General features: G+C 71.2%; 10 protein-coding genes and 1 pseudogene. 7 read left to right on the forward strand and 4 right to left on the reverse strand.

Annotated features, from left to right (window positions below):
• Positions 1-41: 41 nt before the first annotated feature.
• The 4 genes from ACFPOE_RS06585 to ACFPOE_RS06600 all read left to right on the forward strand — a co-directional run bounded on the left by ACFPOE_RS06585 (position 42) and on the right by ACFPOE_RS06600 (position 5,651).
• Positions 42-1,175 carry an ATP-binding protein gene (locus ACFPOE_RS06585; RefSeq protein ID WP_376849215.1) on the forward strand — a complete coding sequence of 378 codons (1,134 nt, stop codon included), beginning with the start codon at positions 42-44 and terminating at the stop codon, positions 1,173-1,175.
• 104 nt (positions 1,176-1,279) lie between these two features.
• Entirely contained in the window at positions 1,280-3,160 is a 1,881-nt protein-coding gene (treZ, locus tag ACFPOE_RS06590; protein ID WP_376849216.1) for a malto-oligosyltrehalose trehalohydrolase, read from the forward strand.
• On the forward strand, positions 3,153-5,195 hold the full coding sequence (locus ACFPOE_RS06595) for an amylo-alpha-1,6-glucosidase (RefSeq protein WP_376849217.1): 2,043 nt from the start codon (positions 3,153-3,155) through the stop codon (positions 5,193-5,195). The genes treZ and ACFPOE_RS06595 overlap by 8 nt, the downstream gene beginning before the upstream one ends.
• 66 nt (positions 5,196-5,261) lie before the next feature.
• The gene (locus ACFPOE_RS06600; protein WP_376849218.1) at positions 5,262-5,651 is read left to right on the forward strand and encodes a phage holin family protein; all 390 of its coding nucleotides are present in this window, start codon (positions 5,262-5,264) and stop codon (positions 5,649-5,651) included.
• A gap of 10 nt (positions 5,652-5,661) precedes the next feature.
• Here the strand turns inward: ACFPOE_RS06600 and ACFPOE_RS06605 are convergent.
• Positions 5,662-7,476 (reverse strand): annotated as a pseudogene (locus ACFPOE_RS06605) (carboxyl transferase domain-containing protein); the annotation flags it as partial.
• Positions 7,477-7,519: 43 nt separating this feature from the next.
• Here ACFPOE_RS06605 and ACFPOE_RS06610 point away from each other — a divergent pair.
• The gene (locus tag ACFPOE_RS06610; protein ID WP_376849219.1) at positions 7,520-8,524 is read left to right on the forward strand and encodes an asparaginase; all 1,005 of its coding nucleotides are present in this window, start codon (positions 7,520-7,522) and stop codon (positions 8,522-8,524) included.
• Between the two features lie 52 nt (positions 8,525-8,576).
• On the forward strand, positions 8,577-9,488 hold the full coding sequence (rocF, locus tag ACFPOE_RS06615; RefSeq protein ID WP_376849220.1) for an arginase: 912 nt from the start codon (positions 8,577-8,579) through the stop codon (positions 9,486-9,488).
• Positions 9,489-9,698: 210 nt separating this feature from the next.
• Here the strand turns inward: rocF and ACFPOE_RS06620 are convergent, their stop codons facing one another.
• Both ACFPOE_RS06620 and ACFPOE_RS06625 read right to left on the reverse strand, forming a co-directional pair.
• Complete coding sequence (locus ACFPOE_RS06620) at positions 9,699-11,432, reverse strand: RecQ family ATP-dependent DNA helicase (RefSeq protein ID WP_376849221.1); 1,734 nt, start codon at positions 11,430-11,432, stop codon at positions 9,699-9,701.
• A 7-nt stretch (positions 11,433-11,439) separates the two neighbouring features.
• The gene (locus ACFPOE_RS06625; RefSeq protein WP_376849222.1) at positions 11,440-11,766 is read right to left on the reverse strand and encodes a hypothetical protein; all 327 of its coding nucleotides are present in this window, start codon (positions 11,764-11,766) and stop codon (positions 11,440-11,442) included.
• Between the two features lie 173 nt (positions 11,767-11,939).
• On the opposite strand from ACFPOE_RS06625, the gene ACFPOE_RS06630 reads away from it, so the two are divergent.
• Positions 11,940-16,595 carry a CheR family methyltransferase gene (locus ACFPOE_RS06630; RefSeq protein WP_376849223.1) on the forward strand — a complete coding sequence of 1,552 codons (4,656 nt, stop codon included), beginning with the start codon at positions 11,940-11,942 and terminating at the stop codon, positions 16,593-16,595.
• Here the strand turns inward: ACFPOE_RS06630 and ACFPOE_RS06635 are convergent.
• Positions 16,592-19,585 carry an L-glutamate gamma-semialdehyde dehydrogenase gene (locus ACFPOE_RS06635; protein ID WP_376849224.1) on the reverse strand — a complete coding sequence of 998 codons (2,994 nt, stop codon included), beginning with the start codon at positions 19,583-19,585 and terminating at the stop codon, positions 16,592-16,594. The genes ACFPOE_RS06630 and ACFPOE_RS06635 overlap by 4 nt on opposite strands.
• Positions 19,586-19,643: the final 58 nt, after the last annotated feature.

Below are 19,643 nucleotides of genomic sequence, written 5' to 3' on the forward strand. Positions count from 1 at the left end.
AACGTTCGGGGTGCGCCGCTTGCGCATGCCGAGGAAACCCCGTGAAACTGTCTGTCTTCATCACCGAGCACGTTGACGAGATCCTGCTCGAATGGGTGGCCTTCGCCCGGACGCTGGGCCCGGCGACGCACGACATGTCGGTGCTCGCGCTGCAGGACCATGCCAGGCCGATCCTGGAGGAGATCGCGCTGGACATCGAGACGCGCCAGAGCGCCGAGCAGCAGGAAGAGAAGTCCCAGGGGCAGGCGCCCGAGGACCTGCGCAGCGCCGCCGCGGTGCACGGCACGCAGCGCCAGGTCAGCGATTTCTCGCTGGTGCAGCTGGCCGCGGAGTTCCGTGCCTTGCGCGCCACCGTGCTGCGCCTGTGGCTGCCCAACGTGAGGCTGATGTCGGGTGCGACGGTGCAGGAGATGGTGCGTTTCAACGAGGCGATCGACCAGGCGCTGGCCGAATCGATCGTGACCTACTCGGCCCGCGGCGACCAGTCGCGCGAACTGTTCCTGGCCGTGCTCGGGCACGACCTGCGGGCGCCGCTGTCCACGATGTCGATGGCCGCGACCTTGCTGCTGCGGCCCGGGCTGGAGGCCGACCAGGTGCCCGTCATCGCCGCACGGGTGCAGCGCAGCGCGAAACTGATGACCAGCATGGTCGCCGACCTGCTGGGCTTCACCCGCACCCAGCTCGGAAGCAAGATGCCGACGCTGCGCGCGCCGACCGACGTGAAGAGAGTGTGCGAGGAAGCGGCGGAGGATGCGGCCGCAACCCACCCGTCGACGGCCTTCGAGGTGCACGCGAGCGGCGACCTGGCCGGCTCCTTCGACCCGGTGCGCCTGCACCAGCTGTTTGCCAACCTGCTGGTGAACGCCGCGCAATACGGCAGCAAGGGGCTGCCGGTGGTGATCAGTGCTGCCAAGGTGGAGCACGACCTGGTGGTGGGCGTCACCAACCACGGGCCGCCGATACCGGAAAGCGCCTGGCGCTCGATCTTCAAGCCGCTGATCCAGTTGCCGGCGGGCGATGACGACGAGCGGCCGCGCACCAGCCTCGGGCTCGGACTGTTCGTCGCGCGCGAAATCGCGCTGGCCCATGGCGGCTCGATCGACGTGCGGTCCGACGAGGTGGACGGCACCACGTTCACGGTTCGCCTGCCGCTGCATGCGGCCGAGGCGGGTTGAGCCTTTTCCAGCGCTTTTTACAAGCTCAGCCGGCCCCGTGCAGCGGGGGGCTCCTGCACAATTAACGCGTGCAATCCGCATCGCGTGAATCAGGCTCCGCCCCGTTGTGTCCCCTGCGCCGCCTTCCGGTCGGTGCCGAGCTCCTCGCCGGCGCCGGGGCGCATTTCCGGGTCTGGGCGCCGGCGGCCCGGCAGCTGGAGGTGGTGTTCGACGGCCCGGGCGCTGCCTGGCCGCTGGAGCCGCAACCCGGCGGCTATTTTTCCGGCGTCGTGCCCGACGCGCGCGCCGGTGCACGTTACCGCTTGCGCCTGGACGGCGGCGACGCCTGGCCCGACCCGGCGTCGCGCTTCCAGCCGCAAGGGCCGCACGGCCCGTCGGAAATCGTCGATCCCTGCGCCTTCGCATGGACCGACGGCGAGTGGCGCGGCCTGCAGCGCCACGGCCAGGTGCTGTACGAACTGCACGTGGGCACCTTCACGCCCGAAGGCAGCTACGCGGCGGCGCAACGGCACCTGCCGTTCCTGAAGGAGCTGGGCGTCACGGCGATCGAACTGATGCCGCTGAACGAGTTCAACGGCCCCTTCGGCTGGGGCTACGACGGCGTCAACCTGTTCGCCCCGACCCGCCTGTACGGCCGGCCGGACGAGCTGCGCGCCTTCATCGACCGGGCCCACGCGCTCGGGCTGGGCGTGATCCTGGACGTGGTCTACAACCATTTCGGCCCCAGCGGCAACTACCTGGGCAGGTTCTCGGGCGACTACGTCACCGACCGCCACAAGAAGGAATGGGGCGACCCGATCAACTTCGACGGCGAGCACAGCGCCGCGGTGCGCGAATTCTTCATCGCCAACGCCGGCTACTGGATCGACGAGTACCACTTCGACGGGCTGCGGCTGGACGCGACGCAGTCGATCCACGACGCCAGCCCGACCCACGTGCTCACCGAGATCGCGCAGCGCGCCAGGAGCGCCGCCGGCGCGCGCTCGGTGTATCTGGCGGCGGAGAACGAGCCGCAGCACGCGCGCCTGGTGCGCCCGCCGGCGCAGGGCGGCTGCGGACTGGACGCGCTGTGGAACGACGACCTGCACCACAGCATGGTCGCCGCTGCCACCGGGTTGAGCGACGCCTACTACTCGGAGACGCGCGGCACGCCGCAGGAGCTGATCTCCGGCATCAAGTGGGGCTACCTGTACCAGGGCCAGTACTACGGCTGGCAGCAGCAGCGGCGCGGCACGCCGGCGCTGGACCTGCCGGCGCTGGCCTTCGTCAACTTCCTGCAGAACCACGACCAGGTGGCCAACAGCGCCACCGGCAAGCGGCTGCACCAGCGCACCTCGCCCGGCCGGCTGCGCGCGCTGACCGCGCTGCTGCTGCTGGCGCCGGCGACGCCGATGCTGTTCCAGGGACAGGAGTTCGCCGCGTCGGCGCCGTTCCTTTACTTCGCGCGGCACGAGGACGAACTGATCGGGCAGGTGTGGCAAGGACGCAGCGACTTCCTGGCGCAGTTTCCCGACATCGGCAGCCGCGCCGGCCGGACCCTGCTGGCCGACCCGGCGGACCCGGCGACCTTCGCGCGCTGCAAGCTCGATCACCGCGAGCGCGAAACGAATTCGCAGGTGGTCGCGCTGCACCGCGACCTGCTGCGGCTGCGGCGGGACGACGCGGTGTTCGCGGCGCAGGACGCGAGCCGCCTGCATGGCGCCGTGCTGGGGCCGGAAGCCTTCATGCTGCGGTACCTGGGCCGGGACGGCGACGACCGCCTGCTGGTCGTCAACCTGGGCGCCACCCTGCCGCTGGTGCCGGCGCCGGAGCCGCTGCTGGCCCCGCCCGCAGGCAGGCGCTGGCGCCTGCTGTGGAACAGCGAAGACCCGCGCTACGGCGGCGACGGCATGGCCGAGCCCGAAACCGAAACCACCTGGCGCCTGGCGCCCCACGCGCTGGCCGTGCTGGCGCCTGCCGACCGGAAGGAGGCGGCCGATGCCTGAATCGATCCTCAACACCATGCCGTGGCCGCAGGCCGAGCAGCCGCAGGAACGGCTGCTGACCCGCGAATGGCTGGTGACCAACGGCCTGGGCGGCTACGCCTCGGGCTCGGTGGCCGGCACCAGCACCCGCCGCTACCACGGCCTGCTGGTGGCGGCGCTGCCGTCGCCGCTGGGGCGGATGGTGATGTTCAATCATCTGGCGGAATTCCTGCAGCTGCCCGGCGGGCGCCAGGTGCGGCTGGCGGGCGAGGAGTCGACACCCGCGCATGGCGAGTTTCCCGAGATCCTCACCGGCTTCCGGCTCGAATGGGGGCTGCCGGTGTGGCGCTACGAGCTGGGCGGCGCGGTGCTGGAAAAGCGCGTGGTGCTGCCGTACCGGCAGAACACCGTGCACGTGAGCTACCGGCTGCTGCACGGGGATGCGCCGGTGGACCTGGTGCTGCGTCCGCGCATGAACTTCCGCCCGCACGAGGCCCCGGTCTCGCACCCGCTGGAGGGCGGCTATGAGCTCAAGGCCGTGGGCGGGCGCTACGAGCTGCGTTCGCTGCACCACGAGCACCTGCCGCCGCTGCGCATGGTGCTGCAGGGCCATGCCGCGGAGCTGGTGCTGGACGGCGGCGCCGCCACCGAGTTCTTCTACCGCGTGGAAGCGGGCAGAGGCTACGAGGACCGCGGGCCGGTCTGGTCGCCGGGGCGCTTCCACATCCGGCTGGCGCCGGGCGAGGAATGCACCCTCACCGCCTCCACCGACAGCTGGGACACGGCGCTGGCGATGAGCCCGCAGCAAGTGCTGCATGCCGAACTCGGGCGGCGCGAGCGCGTGCTGCAGCAGGCCCATCCGGCCGTGCGCAGCGGCGTCGCGGCGCAGCTGGTGCTGGCGGCCGACCAGTTCATCATCCTGCCGTTCAGCCGGCAGGCCGACGCGGCGCGGGCCGAGGCCGAGGGCGACCAGGCCCGCACCGTGATCGCCGGCTACCACTGGTTCACCGACTGGGGCCGCGACACCATGATCAGCCTGGAGGGCCTGACGCTGGCCACCGGGCGCCACGCCGAGGCCGGCTACATCCTGCGCACCTTCCAGCATTACGTGAAGGACGGCCTGATCCCCAACATGTTCCCCGAGGGCAAGAACGAGGGGCTGTACCACACGGCCGACGCCACGCTGTGGTTCTTCCACGCGATCGACCGCTACGTGGACGTCACCGGCGACCGCGCCACGCTGCGGCAGGCGCTGCCGGTGCTGCAGGACATCGTGGAGCACCATGTGCGCGGCACCCGCTTCGGCATCGGCGTCGACCCGGCCGACGGCCTGCTGCGGCAGGGCGCCGAGGGCTACCAGCTGACCTGGATGGACGCCAAGGTGGACGGCTGGGTGGTGACGCCGCGCCGGGGCAAGGCGGTGGAGATCAACGCGCTGTTCTACAACGCGCTGCGCCTGATGCAGCGCTGGTGGCGCGAGGAAGGCCAGGAGGAGCGGGCGCAGGCGATGCAGCAGCTGGCGCGGCGCGTCGCTGCCAGCTTCAACGCGCGCTTCTGGAATCCGCAGACCGGCTGCCTGTTCGACGTGGTCGACGGCGAGCAGGGCGACGACCCGGCGATCCGGCCCAACATGCTGTTCGCCGTCTCGCTGCCCAACCCGGTGCTCGATCCAGCCCGCTGGCGCGCCGTGCTGGACGTGGCCCGCGCGCAGCTGGTGACGCCGGTCGGGTTGCGCTCGCTGGCACCCGGCCATCCCGACTACAAGCCGCGCTACGACGGCGACCTGCGCGCCCGCGATGCCGCCTACCACCAGGGCACGGTGTGGGGCTGGCTGGCCGGCCCGTTCGCCGACGCCTGGCTCAAGGTCCATCCGGGCGACGCCGACGGCCTGCGCCAGGCCATCGCCGGCTTCGTGCCGCACCTGGGCGAGGCCTGCATCGGCTCGATCAGCGAGATCTTCGACGCCGAGCCGCCCTACACGCCGCGCGGCTGCGTGGCGCAGGCCTGGAGCGTGGCGGAGGTGCTGCGCATCCTGCTGAAACTGGAAACGCTCTGAGCGCGGCGCCGCGGGCTGGCAGAATCGCGCAAGGCACTCCCGCCCGCTCGACCCAGGCCTTTCCGCATGACCGACTTCCTGCTGCAATGGGCCGTCACCGCGGTGTCGCTCTGGCTGGCCAGCCTGCTGTTCAAGGGCATCAAGTTCGACAGCACCGGCGCGCTGGTGGTCTCGGCCCTGCTGCTGGGGCTGGCCAACGCCGTCGTCAAGCCGCTGCTGATCATCCTGACGCTGCCGCTGACGCTGGTGACCTTCGGCCTGTTCATCCTGGTGATCAACGCGCTGATGATGCTGCTGGTCGCCTGGCTGATCAAGGGCTTCAAGGTCTCGGGTTTCTGGACCGCCTTCTTCGCCGGGGTCTTCGTCTCGGTGCTCAGCATCGCCTTCGGCGCGGTGTTCAGCGCCAGCCCGGAGACCACGCTGGAAATGCCGCACGGCAACAGCGTCTGGCTCTGAGGCCGGCCGGCTACCAGCTGTCCACGGGTGACGAGCGCGCCGCCGGCACGGCGCCGGCCGACGCCAGCCCGCGCGCCAGCCAGTGGCGGGTCTGCGCCGGGTCGATCACGGCGTCGATCTCCAGCGTCTGCGCCATGTGGATGGCGGCGCCGTCGGCATATTGCCGGTCCACCAGCCGCTGGTAGAGCGCTTCGCGCTCCGGACCCTCGGGCAGCGCTTCCAGCTCCTTGCGATAGCCGAGCCGCACGGCGCCTTCCAGCCCCATCGCGCCGAACTCGCCGCTGGGCCAGGCAACGGTGAACAGCGGGCTGTGGAAGCCGCCGGCCGCCATCGCCATCGCGCCCAGGCCGTAGCCCTTGCGCAGCACCACGCTGAAGAACGGCACCCGCAGGTTCGCCGCCGCCAGGAACATCCGGCTGGCATGCCGCACCTGGGCCTGGGCCTCGATCTCCGGCCCCACCATGAAGCCGGGCGTGTCCACCAGGCTCACCAGCGGCAGGCCGTGCGCGTTGCACAGTTGCATGAAGCGCGCCGCCTTGTCGGCCGCGTCGGGATCGATGGCGCCGCCCAGGTGCAGCGGATTGTTGGCCAGCATGCCGACCGGCCGGCCTTCGATGCGGGCCAGCGCGGTGTGGATGCCCCGGCCGAAGCCCGTGCGCAGTTCCAGCAGCGAGCCTTCGTCCGCGATGCCGTGCAGCACCGCCCGGCTGTCGTAGACCCGCAGCCGGTTCTCCGGCACCACCGAGCGCAGCGCCACCGCGTCCGGCGCGGCGAAGTCTTGCAGCCGGCCCTGGAAGAACGACAGGTAATGGCGCGCCGCCTGCACCGCCGCCGCCTCGTCCTCGACCAGCACGTCGATCACGCCGTTGCCGTGCTGGACGCCGGCCGGTCCGACCTGCTCGGGCCGGAACACGCCCAGGCCGCCGCCCTCGATCATGGCCGGGCCGCCCATGCCGATGTTGCTGGCGCGGCTGGCGATCACGACGTCGCTGCATCCGAGCAGCGCCGCATTGCCGGCGAAGCAGCGGCCGGCGACGATGCCGACCACCGGCACCCGGCCGCTCAGGCGCGCATAGCTGGCGAAGGTGCTCACGTGCAGCCCGGCGACGATCGGCATGTCGGTGTCGCCCGGCCGGCCGCCGCCGCCTTCGGCCAACAGCACCACCGGCAGCTGCTGCGCCAGCGCGATGCCCAGCATGCGGTCGGCCTTCTGGTGGTTGCGCATGCCCTGCGTCCCGGCCAGCACCGTCGCGTCGTAGGCCATCACCACGGCGCGGGCGGCGTCGCCGAACTGCGCGCCGTTGACCGCGCCGATGCCGGTCACCATGCCGTCGGCCGGCGTGTTGCGCACCAGGTCCTCCTCGCTGCGGCGGCTGCGCTGGGCGGCCACCGCCAGCGCGCCGTATTCGATGAAGGAGCCGGCGTCGCACAGGGCGGCGATGTTCTCGCGCGCGCTGCGCAGGCCCAGCGCGTGGCGCCTGGCCATCGCCTCGGGGCGGGCGGCGTCGAGCGTCGCCGCGTGGCGGTCGATCACCCGCTGCAGGTCCGGACGGACCGCGCCCGCAACTGCGATGTCGACGGCCTCGTCCTGCTCCTGCCCGCCGCCGGCCGCGGCCGACCATGCCTCGGCGCGCCACAGCGGCGCGCCCTGGTCCACCGTTTCCCCGGCCGCGAACAGCAGCTCGCGCACCGTGAGGTCGGCCGGCGCGCGCAGCTCGTGCTCCATCTTCATCGCCTCGACGATCAGCACCACCTCGCCGGCGCGCACGCTGGCGCCGGGCTGCACCAGCCATTGCACGATCTGGGCTTGCAGGGGGGAGCGGAGGTCGGTCATGGCGGGATTGTCGGCCACTACGATAATCCGGCGAATGAGCACCTATGTCCCCCTGATCGACCTCACCCGCGGCGATACGCTGGAGTGCCAGCATGCCGGCGCGATCGCCGTCGTCGACACTGCCGGCAGGCTGCTGGCCCATGCGGGCGACCCGCAGGCGATGACCTTCACCCGCTCCACGCTCAAGGCGCTGCAGGCGCTGCCGTTCATGGAAGCCGACGGACCGGCGAAGCTGGGCTTCGACCAGCGCGACATCGCCATGCTGTGCGCCAGCCACAGCGGCGAGCCGATGCACGTGGCGCAGGTGCAGCACATGCTGGACCGCGCCGGGCTCAGCTACAAGCGGCTGCAGTGCGGCTGCCATGTGCCTTACTACGTGGAGCTCGGTGTCGGCCCGGCGCCGGCGCACATCGACGAGCGCCACCACAACTGCAGCGGCAAGCACTCGGGCTTCCTGGCCTATTGCGTGCAGCACGGGCTGTCGCTGGAGGACTACCTCGACCCCGCGCATCCGCTGCAAGAGGCGATCCGGCGCGACGTGGCGCGCGCCGCCGGGGTGCCGCCGCAGGACCTGCGGCTGGGCATCGACGGCTGCTCCGCGCCCAACTACGCGATGCCGCTGGCGGGCCTGGCGCGCGCCTATGCGCGGCTGGCCAGCGGCGCGCAGGACGGCGAGTTCGGCGCCAGCTTCGCGCAGCTGGCCGACGCGATGGTGGCGCATCCGGAACTGGTCTCGGGCACCGGCCGCAACGACGAAGCCTTCATGCGCGCTGGCCGCGGCGACTGGGTCAGCAAGGTCGGGGCCGACGGCGTGCAGGCGATCGCCAGCCGCAGCCGCGGCCAGGGCATCGCGATCAAGATTGCCGACGGCAACAAGACGGCGCTGTTCGCCGCCAGCGTCGCCGCGCTGGACCAGCTGGGCTGGCTGGACGAACGCCAGCGCGAGGAATTGCTGCCGTGGCGCGCCGAGGTCATCGCCAACTGGCGCGGCACGCCGGTGGGCGAGCGCAAGCCGGTGTTCCGGCTGCAGGCGGGCTGAAGAAGCCAGGCAGGGACGCCCCAATCCCGGCGATTGCCCGCACAATCGCCCGATGCTGAAAACGGTCAACCTCATCGGGGCGCCCACCGACGTCGGGGCCAGCACCCGCGGCGCCGGCATGGGGCCGGACGCGCTGCGGGTGGCCGGCCTGGTCGACGTGCTGCGCGCCAACGGGCTGGACGTGGTGGACAGCGGCAACCTCGCCGGCCCGCCCAATCCGTGGGACACGCCGCAAGGCGGGTTGCGGCACCTGGACGAGGTGGTGGCCTGGAACCGGTCGGTGTTCGCCGCGGTCGCCGAGACGCTGGCGCAGCAGCGCATCCCCCTGCTGATGGGCGGCGACCATTGCCTGGCGATCGGCTCGATCAGCGCCATCGCCCGCCATTGCCGCCAGCACGGCAAGCTGCTGCGGGTGATCTGGCTGGACGCCCATTCGGACGTCAACACCGCGGCCAGCAGCCCCAGCGGCAACATCCACGGCATGCCGGTCGCCTCGCTGCTGGGGCTGGGGCCGCCGCAGCTGACCGGCTGGAGCGGTTCGCCGGCGGCGCTGTCGGCAGCCGACATCGACTTCATCGGCATTCGCAGCGTCGACGCCGAGGAGAAGCAGGCGATCCGCCAGCTCGGGCTGCAGGTGTTCGACATGCGGCACATCGACGAGCACGGCATGCGCAACACCATGACCGAGGCGCTGCAGGACGTGGACGAGAACACCCACCTGCACGTGAGCTTCGACCTCGACTGCCTGGACCCGCTGGACGCCCCCGGCGTGGGCACCGGCGTGCGCGGCGGGCCGACCTACCGCGAGATGCAGCTGTGCATGGAGATGATCGCCGACACCGGGCAACTCGCCTCGCTCGACGTGGTGGAGATCAACCCGGCGCTGGACGTGCGCAACCGCACCGCCGAACTGGCGGTGGAGTTCATCGCCAGCCTGTTCGGCGCTTCGACGCTGGCGCGCTGAAAGCGCTGTCGTCGCGGGCTTGAGCCGGGACCCAGACGCCGGCGCAGGGCCGAAGTCCAAAGTCCGAAGGCCGAAGGCCGTCGATCAAAAAGGAGGCCCCGGCACCGCGCCGCCGGTGTGCAGACGGGCCGACTCCGACCGGCGCGGACGCTTCTTCCTTGATCGACCGGCCGTTCGGGTTCCGCGCCAACCAGGCGTCTGGATTCCGGGTCAAGCCCGGGATGACAGGTTCGCGCGATGCGGCCTCCCCGGCGCGACAAACTCCGGCTGGAAGCTGCGCCGGCTGCCATCGGCGAATTCGACCGTCACCGACACGGCATCGGCATCGGCGACCAGCCCCGCGCCGTAGCGGCGTACCTTGACCGTGTCGCCCTTGCTGAAGGTCACCGTGGTCGGCGCCTTCGGTTCCGGCTCCGGCGCCTGGCGCAGCGGGTCCGGCTCTGCGGCCTGCGCCAGTGCCTGCTGCTGTTCGTGCCGGGCCAGCCGCAGGCAGTTGTCGCAATGCTTGCAGCGTTCGGCCGGTGCCTCGTCCTCCATGTACTGCAGCAGCACCTGCCAGCGGCACTGGCCGGTTTGCGCGTAGAACACCATCCGCTCCAGCGTGTCGTGGTCCAGTTCGCGCTTGTCCTGGTAAGCCGTCATCAGCGCTTCCAGCGCCGCCTGGTCCAGGCCTTCGCGCGCCAGCCGCAGCACGCCGGCGTGGTCCTGCGTCACCACCTTCTGGCGCCGCAGCAGGCTCAGCATCACTTGCAGCTTGGTGCGCGGGCGCTGCAGCCGTTCCTTCAGCAGGTCCAGCGTCCAGCCGCCGGCGTCCGGCGGCGGCTGCTCCAGCAGGGCGCGATAGACCGCGTCGAGATCGGCCGGCGTCGGATAGCGGCCGGCCAGGAAGAACTGCTGCACTGCCTTGTCGCTGCGCAGGAACAGCAGGCTGCAAGTGGCCGGCTGGCCGTCGCGGCCGGCCCGGCCCATCTCCTGGTAGTACGCATCCAGGCTGCCCGGCATCTGGTAGTGGACGACGAAGCGGATGTCCGGCTTGTCGATGCCCAGGCCGAAGGCGTTGGTCGCGACCATCACGCGGCATGCGCCCGACATGAATGCTTCCTGCGCCGCGTGGCGCTGCGCCGCGCCCAGCTTGCCGTGGTAGATCCCGACCGATTCGTCCTTGAGCAGCAACGCCTCATGCACTTCCACCGCCGCTTTCACGGTGGCCGTGTAGATCAGGCCGCTGCCTTCGGTGGCCGCGACGATGGCCGCCACCCGTTCCAGCTTGTCCTCCTCGCGCGCCACCTGTTCCACCCGCAGGTAGAGATTGGGCCGGTAGGAGCCGGTGTTGAGCACGCCGCCGGCCGGGATGCCCAGCTGCTGCGCGATGTCCCTGGTGACGGCCTCGGTGGCGGTGGCGGTGAGGGCCAGCACCGGCGGCGCGCCGAGCTTGCGGCGCAGCGGGCCGATCTCCAGGAAGGCCGGCCGGAAGTCGTGGCCCCATTGCGAGATGCAGTGGGCCTCGTCGACCACCAGCAGCGCGGTCTTCTGCGCCGCCAGCAGGTCGATGAACTGCGGATCGGCCAGCCGCTCCGGGGTGGTCAGCACGATGCGCGTGCGGCCTTCGGCCAGTGCGGCCAGCGCCGCCTTGGTGTCCGGCGCGTCGAGCGCGCTGTTGAACTGCACCGCGTCGATGCCCAGCGCCTGCAGCGCCTCGCACTGGTCCTTCATCAGCGCGATCAGCGGCGAAACGACGACGGTGCGCCCTTCCAGCAGCAGCGCCGGCAGCTGGTAGCACAGCGATTTGCCGGCGCCGGTGGGCATGATGGCCAGCGTGCTGGCACCGGCCAGCACGCGCTCGATCACCTCGCTCTGCCCATGCCGCAGCCGCTTCAGTCCGAAGCGCTGCTGCAGGGTCTGCTGGATCCGGGGGTCGGGGGTTGCCTGTCGCTTGGCTGGCATGCGGCGATCAGGAGCGGTCGCTCTCGGCGCCGTCGTCTTCGTCCTCGTCCATCGCCAGGTCCGCCACCTCCAGCTCGCCTTCGGCGCCGCCGCGGCTGGCGCGGTCCACGTGGTCGGGCAGGATGTCCAGGCCGCTGCCCGAGTCGGCCAGGTCGGCCGAGGCGCGCTCACCGGTGCCGAAGCGGTCGGTGTCGCTGTTGATCTGGTCCGGTCCCAGTTCGCCCTGGGCGTCGCTGCCGCTGTCGGAACTGTCGCTCGGGCCGAGCAGGTCGGAGCCCCGGCCGCTGGGTTGTACAGCGGCGCGCTCGCCGCCCAGGATGCTGCTGTTTGCCATCGTGAGTCCTCGTTGGTTCGGAATCCAGTGTTGCGCGCCCGGCCGCGGCCCGGCGTCGGTCGCTGCGCACTCGGTTTGTCAGTCGTTGCCGATGGGCCGCGGCGGCGCGCGGGCCGGGGGCGGCTCGAGCCATGCCGGCAGCGCATAATTTGCCTTCAACCCATGAGTCCAGGATGAGCGACTTGACGCCCGACCACGCCGAAGAAGAGTCCGCTGCCGTGGTCGACGATGCCGTGCCGGCGCCGGCGCCGGCGCGCGGCATCGAAATGACGCCGATGGTGGGCCTGGGCGGGTCGGCCGGCTCGATCCCGGCGCTGCAGACCCTGATGCGCGGCTTCCCCGCGGACTGCGGCCTGGCCGTCGTGGTGGTGATGCACCTGTCGCCGGAACACGAGAGCACGCTGCCTGAATTGCTGCAGCACTGTTCGGCGATGAAGGTGGTCGCTGCCGCCGCCGACCAGGAGGTATTGCCCGGACATGTCTATGTGATCCCGCCGGCCCGCGCCATCCGCGCCGTCGGCAGCCGCCTGGTGCTGGCCGAGGAGCCGCTGGCGCCGCGTGGACGCCACGTGGCGATCGACCTGTTCTTCCGCACCCTGGCCGACACCCATGGCCCGTATGCCGCGGCGGTGGTGCTGTCGGGCGCCGACGGCGACGGCGCCATCGGCATCAAGCGCATCAAGGAACGCGGCGGCCTGACCGTGGCACAGGATCCCGAGGAAGCGGAGCACGACAGCATGCCGCGCTCGGCCATCGCCACCGGGATGGTGGACTGGGTGCTGCCGGTGGCCGACATCGCGCCGCGGCTGCTGCAATATTTCGCGCAGGGCAAGACCCTGCGGCTGCCACCGGAGGAAGTGCCGAACGCGCCGGACACCGGCGTGCCCGCCGGCAGCGACGAGGAAGCCGCCCTGCGCGACGTGCTCAATTTCCTGCGCACCCGCACCGGCCGCGACTTCTCGTACTACAAGCGGGCGACGGTGGTGCGGCGGATCGCCCGCCGGATGCAGGTCAACGGCGTTTCCGATCTGGCGGGCTACCTCAACTGCCTGCGGGTGCAGCCGGGCGAGGCCGCGGCGCTGCTGCAGGACCTGCTGATCAGCGTCACCAACTTCTTTCGCGATGGCGAGTGCTTCGAGGCGCTCGACTCGCACCTGAACGAGCTGTTTGCCGGCAAGGGGCCCGGCGACGCGGTGCGGGTGTGGGTGGCGGCCTGCGCCACCGGCGAGGAAGCGTATTCGCTGGCCATCCTGCTGAGCGAAAGGGCGCGGCTGCTGGATGCGCCGCCCAGCATCCAGATTTTCGCGACCGACCTGGACGAAGAGGCGATCCGCGAGGCGCGCGAGGGCAGCTATCCGTCCATGATCGAGGCCGACGTGTCCGAGGAGCGGCTGCAGCGCTATTTCGTCAAGGAGCACCGGGGCTACCGGGTGCGGCGCGAGCTGCGCGAGATGATCCTGTTCGCGCAGCACGACCTGCTCAAGGACGCGCCCTTCTCCCGGCTCGACCTGGTCAGCTGCCGCAACCTGCTGATCTACCTCACCCGCAATGCCCAGCAACGCGTGCTGGAGACATTCCACTTCGCGCTGTTGCCCAACGGCCTGCTGTTCCTGGGCTCTTCCGAGTCGGTGGAGGACAGCAGCCTGCTGTTCAGCGTGATCGACAAGAAGTACCGGATCTTCCGGCAACGGCCGATGCCGCGCGTCCATCCGCCGCTGCCGGTGGGCCCGAGCATGCTCACCATGGCTGCCGAGGCGCAGCGGCGCGCGCTGGCCGGTCCGGTGGTGGCCAGTGCCGCCTTCGAGGCCGGCGCGGTGCCCGGACGGGTGGAGCGCGGCGCCGTCGACGGGCGCAACCTGTCATGGGGCGAGCTGCACTTCAAGATGCTGGAGGCGATGGCGCCGCCCACCATCCTGGTGGACGGGGAGCACAACATCCTGCACCTGTCGCCGTCGGCCGGCCGCTTCCTGCAGTTCACCGGCGGCGAACCCAGCCGCAACCTGCTGCGCTCGGTCCATCCCAGCCTGCGGGTGGAGTTGCGGGCGGCCCTCTTCGAGGCCACCCAGAGCGGGCAACGCTCCGAGCTGGTGGCGCCGGCGGTGGAGATGGGCAAGGACACGGTGGAAGTTGCCATCCGCGTCTCGCCCGCCGCCGACGTCGCGCCCGACCTGCTGCTGGTGAGCCTGGAGGCGTTGCCGCCCGCGCACCCGTCGGATGCGACGGCCGAGACGCCGTCGCGTTCCGGCCCGGACCCGGTGGCGCGCCACCTGGACCGCGAGATCGAACGGCTGCGCCGCCAGCTGCGCGAGACCGTGGAGCAATACGAAGGCTCGACCGAGGAACTCAAGGCCAGCAACGAGGAGTTGCAGGCCATGAACGAGGAGCTGCGCTCGGCGACGGAAGAACTGGAGACCAGCCGCGAGGAGCTGCAGTCGATCAACGAGGAGCTGACCACCGTCAACGTCGAACTCAAGGGCAAGGTCGACGAGCTGGGCCACTCCAACAGCGACATGCACAACCTGATGGACGCGACGGCCATCGCCACCGTGTTCCTGGACCGCGAACTGCGGATCAACCGCTACACGCCGTCGGCCGTGACGCTGTTCAACCTGATCCCCAGCGACGTCGGCCGCCCGTTGGCCGACCTCGCGACCCGGCTGGACTACACGCAGCTGGGCGACGACGCCCGCCGGGTGCTGGAAAAGCTGGTGCCGATCGAGCGCGAAGTGGGCATGCCCGACGGCAAATGGTTCCTGTCGCGGCTGCTGCCGTACCGCACGATCGAGGACCACATCGCCGGCGTGGTGGTGTGCTTCATCGACATCACCGAGCGCAAGGAGGCCGAGGAGGTGCGGCTGTGGCTGTCGGCGGTGGTGGCGTCGTCCACCGATGCGATCATCAGCTTCTCCATCGACCTCACCATCCTGAGCTGGAACGCGGGCGCCACCAGGGTGTTCGGCTACGACGCCGCCGAGACGATCGGCCGGCCGCTCGGCATGCTGGATCGCCAGGGCGACGCCGACCAGGAGGTGATCGCCACCGCGCTGCGCGAGGGCCGGCCGGCGCAGAACCTGGAACGGGTGCGCCAGCGCAAGGACGGCAGCGAAGTGCATGTCGCGCTCAGCATCTCGCCGATCAAGGACGGCCTGGGCCAGGTGATCGGCGGCACGGCGATCGCGCGCGACGTGACCGAGCAGAAGAAGGCGGCCGAGGCGCTGCGCAACAGCGAGGAGCGGCTGCGCCTGATCGTCGAGAGCGCCACCGACTACGCGATCTTCTCCACCGACCTGGCGCGCCGCATCACCATCTGGAACAGCGGTGCCGAGCGCCTGCTCGGATACACCGAGGCGGAGGCGATGGGCCGCGAGGCCGACATGATCTTCACGCCCGAGGACCGCGCCGCCGGCGCGCCGGACAACGAACAGCGCACCGCCATGGCGGAGGGCCGCGCGGCCGACGACCGCTTCCACATGCGCAAGGACGGCAGCGTGTTCTGGGCCAGCGGCGCGATGATGGTGATGCGCGACGCCACCGGCGCCGCGGTGGGCCTGGTGAAGATCCTGCGCGACCAGACCGCGGTGCGCGAGAGCCAGCAGGCGCTGGAGCGCAGCCAGGGCGAACTGGTCGACGCCCTGCAGGCCAACGAGAAGGCGCGGGTCGCGCTGCAGGAAGCGGACCTGGCCAAGGACCGCTTCCTGGCGGTGCTGTCGCACGAACTGCGCAACCCGCTGGCCTCGATCGACAGCGCCGCGTCGCTGCTGCTGACGCCCGGGGTCGACGGGCCGGACCGGGAGGCGGCGGCGCAGGTGGTGCGGCGCCAGGCGCAGGCGATGAAGAGCCTGATGAACGACCTGCTGGACGTGTCGCGGCTGACCTTCGGCCGGCTGGAGCTGCACCGCCAGCAGGTGCTGCTGGCGCCGATCGTGGACGCCGCGCTGGAGACCACGCGGCCCTTGCTGGACGCCGCCGGCCATACATTGAGCGTGGAGCTGCCGCCGTACCCGGTGCAGCTGGACGCGGACCCGCTGCGCCTGAACCAGGTGCTGTCGAACCTGCTGACCAATGCCATCAAATACACGCCGCCGGGCGGCCGCGTGGAGCTGCACGTGAGTTTCGAAGGCGAGCATGTCCTGATCACCGTGCGCGACAACGGTGTCGGCATGAAGCCCGAGGACATCGGCCGGATGTTCGAGATGTTCGCCCAGGCGGACGCGCCGGCCAACCGCGCCAACGCCGGCCTGGGCATCGGGCTGGCGCTGGTGCGCAGCATCGTCGAACTGCATGGCGGCACGGTGGAGGCCTCGTCGCCCGGGCTGGGCCAGGGCAGCGAGCTGCGCGTGCGGCTGCCGGCCCGGCGCGCCGCCCCCGGCGCCGCTCCCGCCGCGGAGCAGGAAGGCACGGCGCCGCCGGTCGATCGCAGCACCCGCAAGCGCGGGCTGATCCTGATCGCCGACGACAACGTGGATGCCTCCTGGGGCATCAGCAAGCTGCTGGAGATCTCCGGCTTCGCCACGGTGCGGGTGGCAGGCGGGCAGGAGGCCGTGAGCGAATGCGCGCGCCGCCAGCCCGATGTCGCCATCCTCGACATCGGCATGCCCGACCTCAACGGCCACGACGCCGCCCGCCAGATCCGGGCCACGCCCTGGGGCCGGCAGATGGTGCTGATCGCCGCTACCGGCTGGGGCCAGGAGTCGGACGAGCGCAAGGCGCTGGAAGCGGGCTTCGACGCCCACATGACCAAGCCGGTGGACCTGCGCAAGCTGGCCGCGCTGGTGGACACGCTGCTGGAGCAGCGCAAGGCCCAGCCGTCGCCAGGTGGGCCCGGCTAGGCCAGCAGTGCCACGTTCCCGCCGGCGGCGGTGGTGTTGATGGTCAGGGTCTGCTCGGCGCAGAAGCGCTGCAGGTAATACGGCCCGCCGGCCTTCGGTCCGGTGCCCGACAAGCCTTCGCCGCCGAAGGGCTGGACGCCGACCACGGCGCCGATGATGTTGCGGTTGACGTAGACGTTGCCCACGTGCGCGCGCGCCGCCAGCGCCTGGGCCCGGCTGTCGATGCGGGTCTGGATGCCCAGCGTCAGGCCGTAGCCCAGCGCGTTGATCTGGTCGATCACGGCGGCCGGGTCGCCGCTCCAGCGCACCACGTGCAGCACCGGGCCGAAGATCTCCTGCTGCACCTCGGCGATGCTGGCGACCTCGAAGATCTGCGGCGGGATGAAGAACCGGCCGTCATGCCGGGCCTGGTCCGGCATCGGGACGCCGGCATGCAGGGGCATGGAGCCCGGCTCGAGGCCGGGATGACGGTCCGTCGCGGTGCGCTGCAGGCGCTCCACCTGCCTGGCGATTCCTTCCCAGGCTTCCCGGTCGATCACCGGTCCGACGTCGGTGGCCAGCAGCGCCGGATCGCCGATGACCAGCTCCCGCACCGCGCCCGCGAGCATGCCGGTCACGGTGTCGGCGATGCCTTCGTGCAGGCACAGCAGCCGCAGCGCCGAACAGCGCTGGCCGGCCGAGCGGAACGCGCTCTGCACCACCGCGTCGGCGACCTGCTCCGGCAGCGCGGTGGAGTCCACCAGCATCGCGTTGATGCCGCCGGTTTCGGCGATCAGCGGCACGATCGGCCCGTCCTTGGCCGCCAGCGCGCGATGGATGATGCGCGCCACCTGGGTCGAGCCGGTGAACACCACGCCGGCGATGCCCGGCTGCGCCACCAGCGCCGCGCCCACCGTCTCGCCGGGTCCGTGCAGCAGTTGCAGCGCGTCGGCCGGCACGCCGGCCGCATGCAGCAGGCGTACGGCCTCGGCCGCGATCGCCGGCGTCTGGTCCGCCGGCTTGGCCAGCACGCTGTTGCCGGTGGCCAGCGCCGCTGCCACCTGGCCGGTGAAGATGGCCAGCGGGAAGTTCCAGGGGCTGATGCAGACCCAGGCCCCGCGCGCCGTCAGCCGCAGCTCGTTGGATTCGCCGGTGGGGCCGGCAAGCGCCAGCGGCTGCATCAGCCGCTGCGCTTCATCGGCGTAGTAGCGCAGGAAGTCGATCGCCTCGCGCACTTCCGAGACGGCGTCGCCCCAGGTCTTGAAGGCTTCCTTCACCAGCAGCGCGCACAGCTGCGGCAATTGCGTCTGCATCGCATCGGCGGCCTTGCGCAGGATGGCGGCGCGCCGTTCGACCGGGGCGCGGCTCCAGTGCCGGCCGGCGGCCAGCGCGCGGGCGACGGCATCGCCGACGGATGCCACGTCGGCCAGCGGCACCGTCGGCACTCTGGTCGTTTCATAGGCGGCCAGCAGCGGCGCGCGCATGCTCTCCACCGTGAGGTCCACCCCTTCGCTGTTGCGGCGTGATGCACCGTACAACTGCGGCGGCAGCGGCAGCGCGGCTTCGCGCTCCAGCCACAGCGGCGACACCAGCAGCTGCTGCATGCCGACCGATTCGTCGGCCAGCTGGTGGACGAAGGAGGAATTGGCGCCGTTCTCCAGCAGCCGCCGCACCAGGTAGGCCAGCAGCTCGCGGTGCTGCCCCACCGGCGCATAGACCCGGCAGCGGATCGACGGGTCCTTGAGCACCTCTCGGTAGATGCCCTCGCCCATGCCATGCAGGCGCTGCAGCTCGAACCCGCCCGTGCCGCCGGCCATCTGCACGATGGCGGCGATGGTGCCGGCGTTGTGGGTGGCGAACTGGGCAAAGATCACGTCGCCGGCATCGAGCAGCGCCCGCGCGCAGGCCAGGTACGAGATGTCGGTGTGGTGCTTGTGGGTGAACACCGGGTACTGCGGCAGCCCCATCTCCTGCGCCCGCTTGATCTCCGCATCCCAGTAGGCGCCCTTGACTAGCCGGCACATGAACCGCAGCCCGAGCCTGCGCCCCAGCTGCGCCACATGCGCCACCAGCTCCTGCGCCCGCGACTGGTAGGACTGCAGCGCCAGCCCGAAGCCCTGCCACTGCGGCTGCTCGCGTGCCACCTGCAGCGCCAGTGCCTCGAAGACGTCGAGGGAAAGCTCCAGCCGGTCGACCTCCTCGGCGTCGATGGTGAGGTTGATGTTGGCCCGCGCCGCCTGCTGGCACAGGGCCCACACCCGCGGCACCAGCTCCGCCAGCACCCGGGCGCGCTGGGCGTCTTCGTAGCGCGGGTGCAGCGCGCTCAGCTTGATCGAGATGCCGTCGTTGTCGGCCGGCGAGCGCTGCGCGTCGCCGCCGGCGGCGATGGCGGCGATCGCGTCGCGATAACTCTCCAGGTAGTGCAGGGCGTCGGCCTCGGTGCGGGCGCCCTCGCCGAGCATGTCGTACGAATGGCGCAGGTTCGGCTGGCGCCGGCGGGCGTCCGCGGCTTCGCCCAGCGCTTCGCCGATCGACTGGCCCAGCACGAACTGGCGTCCCAGCAGCTGCACGGCGCGCAGCGTTGCGGCGACGACGGTCCTGGCGCCCAGGCGCGAGAGCAGCCCCTGTTCCTGCCCGCCATCGGGCAGCATCTTCTTGGACATCGCGATGGCGGCCTGCGACAGCCGCGCCAGCGGCGAATCCGGCGCGCCGTCGAAATCGGCCCGGCCGAGCTGGTCGGCCGTCAGGGCGATCGCGGTCTCGGCGTCGGGGACGCGCAGCAGCGCCTCGGCCAGCCGCATCAGGGCCAGGCCCTCGGCGCTGGCGATCGGGTATTCCTTCAGCAGGCTTTCCATCGCCCAGAACGGCGGCGGATGGCGGCGGACCGCGTCCACCCACGGCCGCGCGGCGGCGGCTGCGGCGGGCCAGTCCAGCGCGCCTTCAAGGGCGGCGAGGGCGGCGCTGACGATGCCGGCTTCGGGCCGGTAGGGCGAGGGAAGGTGTTGGCTCATGACCAATCGTCGCTGGATTCGCAGTGAATTTCACGCTAAATTCCAGGAATGTTCAGAA

Origin of the sequence: Caenimonas terrae (genome assembly GCF_042655405.1) — a bacterium.
Lineage (GTDB): Bacteria > Pseudomonadota > Gammaproteobacteria > Burkholderiales > Burkholderiaceae_C > Ramlibacter > Ramlibacter terrae_A.